Genomic DNA, 4,704 nt, shown 5'->3' with positions numbered 1-4,704 from the left:
CGACCACCTCTGCCGTGGAGTATCCGGGGGCGACGAGGCCATAGCAGCGCCCCTCGACCGCCGCGCACTCGCCGATGGCAAAGACAGCGGGATCGGCTGTACGGCAGCCGATGTCGACCAGGATTCCGCCGCGATCCCCGACGTCGAGACCACAGTCCCGAGCGAGCTGATCCTGCGGTCGCACGCCCGCCGAGAACACCAGCAGAGCGGCGTCGATGACACTGCCATCGGAGAGTTCGACGGTCAGTCCGGCCCCGTCCGCGTTCTCGGTGATCGAGGACGTTCCGACGCCGGCATGAACGTGCAGTCCGAGATCGGTGACGAGGCGCTGCAGCAATGCGCCTCCCCCCTCGTCGACCTGCAGCGGCATCAGCCGCGGAGCGAATTCGACGACGTGCGGCGTCATGCCCATCTTCTTCAACGCGTTGGCAGCTTCGAGTCCGAGCAGGCCACCACCGACGACGACGCCGACCGCACCTGGCCCTGCGTGATCCGCGCGGGCACGGATCTTGTCCAGGTCGTCGAGCGTTCGATAGACGAAACACTCCGGTCGATCGTGCCCGGCGATCGGGGGCACGAACGGATAGGAGCCGGTGGCGAACACGAGGGCGTCGTACTCGATGACGTCACCGACCGACGTCGTCACTGTTTTCGCATCGCGGTCCACACTGTCTGCCCGCACCCCGATGCGCATGTCCACGGCGTCGTCGCCGAGGTAGTCGTTACCCGCCAGCGCGAGTTCGCGGTGATCCCAGGCGCCTACGTAGGAGGAGAGGCCGACTCGGTCGTACGCCGGCAACGCCTCCTCACACAGAACGGTGACCTTCCACTCGGCCGCCTCGTCGCGCGCGCGGAGCGCTTCGACGAACCGGTGTCCGACCATGCCATGACCTACGACCACCGCGTTCTTCATCTACGGTTCCTTCCGAATTCCCTGTCGGGCAATGCTTGTGACTGCGAGGGCTGTGCGAGCGAGGTTCAGACCGCGACGGAGGATTGTGTCTGGCCGTCAGCGATCATGCGCGGTGAGCGAAGGTAGATGACGTACGTGACTGCGCAGCACACAACGTAGAAGGCGAGGAACACCCAGAACGCTGTCGTCGCCGACTTGGCTTCACCCGAGTACGACGCGCGGAGCACCAGGTTGATGCCGACGCCGCCCAGTGCGCCGATCGCGCCCGCGATGCCGATGAGAGCTCCGGACATCCTGCGCGACCAGTGCTGCTGTTCCTCGGGCGACATCCCGGGCAGTTCCACCGACTTCGCGGCGAAGATTGCGGGGATCATCTTGTAGACCGAACCGTTGCCGATACCGGACAGCAGGAACAGAAGGATGAACCCGACGACGAACAGCGCCATCATGGTTCCGGTTGCGGCGCCTGCGGTGTTGTCGTCCCACGTCCCGGCAGAGACGAGAATGCCGGTCGAGAAGACCATCGCGACGAAGGTGTACAACGTGATCTTGCCGCCACCGATCTTGTCGGCGAGCTTGCCACCGAACGGACGTGAAATCGATCCGAGTAGTGGGCCGATGAACGCGATCTGAGCGGCGTGCAACGACGCCTGGGCCTGCTGGGCGGCCGTGGCAGGAGCGCCTTCGGTCAAGCCTGCCAAGAAGTTGATCTGCAGTACCTGGCCGAACGCGAAGCTGAAGCCGATGAAGGAACCGAAGGTGCCGATGTACAGGAAGGCGATCCACCAGGAGTCGGAGAACCGCAGGACATCGATCATCGAACGGCCGTTCGTCTTCTGGTTGTCCAGGTTGTCCATGAACAGTGCTGCGCCGACAGCGGCACCCGCGATGAACACCAGGTACACAGCACACACGATCTCCGGCGCAGTGTTGCCGATGGTCGCGATGACGAGGAGACCGATCAACTGGATGACGGGCACTCCGATGTTTCCGCCGCCCGCGTTGAGTCCGAGCGCCCACCCCTTTTCGCGCTGCGGGTAGAACGCGTTGATGTTTGTCATCGAGGATGCGAAGTTGCCACCGCCGAGACCGGCGAATGCGGCAACCACGATGTAGGTCGTGTACGACGCCGGGTTCAACATGAAGTACATGGTCAGCGCCGTCGGGATCAGCAGCACGAGAGCGCTGAAGATCGTCCAGTTTCGGCCGCCGAACTTGGCCGTGGCGAAGGTGTACGGAATGCGCAGGATCGCGCCGACGAGTGTCGGCACTGCGACCAGGAAGAACTTGCCCGCCGCGTCGATGCCGTACACGGAGACCGGCATGAAGAGCACCATGACCGACCAGATGGACCAAATCGAGAATCCGACGTGCTCGGCGATGATGGACCAGATCAGATTTCGCTTCGCGATCTCCTTACCGCCGCCCTCCCACGCCTCGACGTCCTCGGAGTTCCAGTGGCTGATGCGGTGATTCACCGATACCGGAATTGTTCCTGGCCTGGTTGTCGATGTCGACGCCGTGTCGGCTGACGGTGCCTCGGGATTGCTGGTCACATGGGCCTCCTGATCGGGTGGGAGACCCAAAGATAGAAAAGCCATGTTGCGCAGGCGCTGCCCGCGGTGACCCCTTGATTAACTTGGTCTCACGTTTCCGCATGAGCGGACGTGAGACCGACAGACCATGGTCCGGTCCGTGTCACCAGGTGTCTTCGAGCATCCTCGGCCTGCAGCACACGTATCCGCCGACCAACAGGACCGCGACACATCCAGTGAGCAGAAGCATCGGCACTCCCCAACCGCCGGACAGTGTGTGCAGAACGCCGAAGGACAGCGGTCCCGCGGCCGAGACCACGTAACCGAGTCCCTGCGTGAAGCCCGACAGCCCGGAAGATCCTGCAGGAGTGCGCGTTCGAAGGTTGATCAGCGTCAACGACATCGGGAATGTCATCGTTCCGAGTCCGATGAGGCAGACCCAGACGACGGTACCGCTGGTCGGTGAGAAGTGCAGACCGCCGAATCCGACCAGATAGAACACAGCCGCTGCGACGACGAGTCCGTACGGGTTCCGCCAACGGGCACACAACGACGGCGCCACGAAGGAGGCGATCAGCCCCATTGCTCCGAACGCGGCAACGGAGGCACCTGCGAGTGCTTCACCGATGCCCGCGTCGGTGAGAATCATCGGAAGCCACGTCAGCATCGCGTACGTGATGAACGACGTCATCGCGAACATCCCGACCATTCCCAACGCCAACGGCGAACGCCAGATCTTGCCCGCAGGCTGCGCGCGCACGGCGGCAGAGCCTTTCGCACCCGTCACATCTGTGGTGTCACGATCTCGCCGCATGAGCACGATGCCGAGCCACGGCAACGCTGCCGCGAGGCCGGCGAACGCCCAGACGCCGATCGAAATTCGCCAACCGTGGGCTTCGGCGACTGGTACGGCGAGCAGCGGTGGGACCATCGTGCTGATCTGCATCGCACAGATATAGATGGTGCTGACCATCGCCAACCGATCGGAGAAGTACCGTTTGACCAGCGGCGGAATCACGACGTTGCCGATGCCCATGCCGGCGAGGGCGACCGCGGACAGCAGAAGCAGTGATCCGGTACCCGGGGCGAACGCGCGTGTCGCCATGCCGACCGTTGTCAACAGCATCGCGATCAACGCCGCGCGTTCGAGACCCGTTCGCTTCGCGATGAACGGCGTGAGCAGCCCGGAAACGGCGAACATCGCCGGTGGCAGCATGCCGACCAATCCGACCACCGTCGGACCGAAGTGCAGGTCTGCGCCGATCCGGCCGAACAACGGGCTTATCGAGGTCACCGCCGCGCGCAACGTGAGCGCGGACAACACGATGGCAGCGAGGACGAGTACCCGACCACGAAGCAGATGCGCGACGGGAGCGCGGTCGTCGGTTTCGGTCGCAGCGGTGGCACTCACAACCGAAATCATAGGATGACCGGATCATCTGGTGCAAAGCGTTAAACTGACCGACAGACCAGGAAAGACGACGGGGAGTCGCTCAGTGCAACAAGTTCAACGTTCCAGCCTGATCACACAGGTGACTGCGCAACTCCGCGAGGAGATCGTCACCCAACGATGGCCCATCGGCACTCGAATTCCGACCGAGGGCGAACTGTGCGAACTCACCGGCACCGGACGAAATACAGTGCGCGAGGCCGTTCAAGCCTTGGCCCACGCGGGAATGGTCGAACGCAGACAGGGATCGGGCACCTTCGTGATGGCCACCTCCGACCTCGGCGGCACACTCGGCAAATACTTCGCCGACGCGCAGGATCGGGACGTGACCGAATTGCGGCGCACTCTCGAAGTCACCGCTGCCGTTCTCGCCGCCGAACGCAGGGATGCCGATGACATCCGCGCGTTGACCGACGCACTGGAGCGTCGCAACAGATCCTGGGCGAACGATTCCGCCGAGGACGCAATCGCCATCGACGCAGAATTTCATCGGGCGATCGTCGCGGCCAGCCACAACGCCATCTATCTCGAGTTCTACGACTCGCTTCTGCCGATCATTCGGCAGACCATGCACCACCACGTCACCGCACACGGCAACGACTACTACGACGAGCACTCCGCCCTCGTGGACGCGATCGTCAGCGGAGATGCCGAGGGTGCACGGATAGCGTCGTCGACGTTCTTCGACGAGCTCGGACTTTCGGAGCAGTAGCTCCTTCGGAGCAACCAGGTCCCTCTAGAGAAGCAGACGCACCAGGTCCGCAGTACGCGCCAGCCCGGGGAACGCCTCGGGGGTCGAACGCGGA

4 protein-coding genes are annotated in these 4,704 nt (G+C 63.5%); 1 reads left to right on the top strand and 3 read right to left on the bottom strand.

All coding sequences use genetic code 11. The features are described 5' to 3' along the window. The 3 genes from A2J03_RS01485 to A2J03_RS01475 all read right to left on the bottom strand — a co-directional run. Window positions 1-913 (bottom strand): FAD-dependent oxidoreductase (locus A2J03_RS01485; RefSeq protein ID WP_197480554.1); only part of this gene is annotated, 913 nt, incomplete at its 3' end. Between the two features lie 65 nt (window positions 914-978). Then, entirely contained in the window at window positions 979-2,403 is a 1,425-nt protein-coding gene (locus tag A2J03_RS01480; protein ID WP_068368745.1) for a nitrate/nitrite transporter, read from the bottom strand. Window positions 2,404-2,611: 208 nt separating this feature from the next. Then, window positions 2,612-3,859: an MFS transporter gene (locus A2J03_RS01475; protein WP_068368742.1), complete on the bottom strand. Its 1,248-nt coding sequence runs from the start codon at window positions 3,857-3,859 to the stop codon at window positions 2,612-2,614. An 85-nt stretch (window positions 3,860-3,944) separates the two neighbouring features. On the opposite strand from A2J03_RS01475, the gene A2J03_RS01470 reads away from it, so the two are divergent. Beyond that, complete coding sequence (locus A2J03_RS01470; protein WP_068368739.1) at window positions 3,945-4,610, top strand: FadR/GntR family transcriptional regulator; 666 nt, start codon at window positions 3,945-3,947, stop codon at window positions 4,608-4,610. Window positions 4,611-4,704 lie beyond the last annotated feature (94 nt).

It is taken from the genome of Rhodococcus sp. EPR-157 (genome assembly GCF_001647195.1).
GTDB lineage: Bacteria > Actinomycetota > Actinomycetes > Mycobacteriales > Mycobacteriaceae > Rhodococcoides.
Note: the sequence above shows the minus strand (reverse complement) of the source record. Positions and strands in the feature narration are given on the sequence as shown.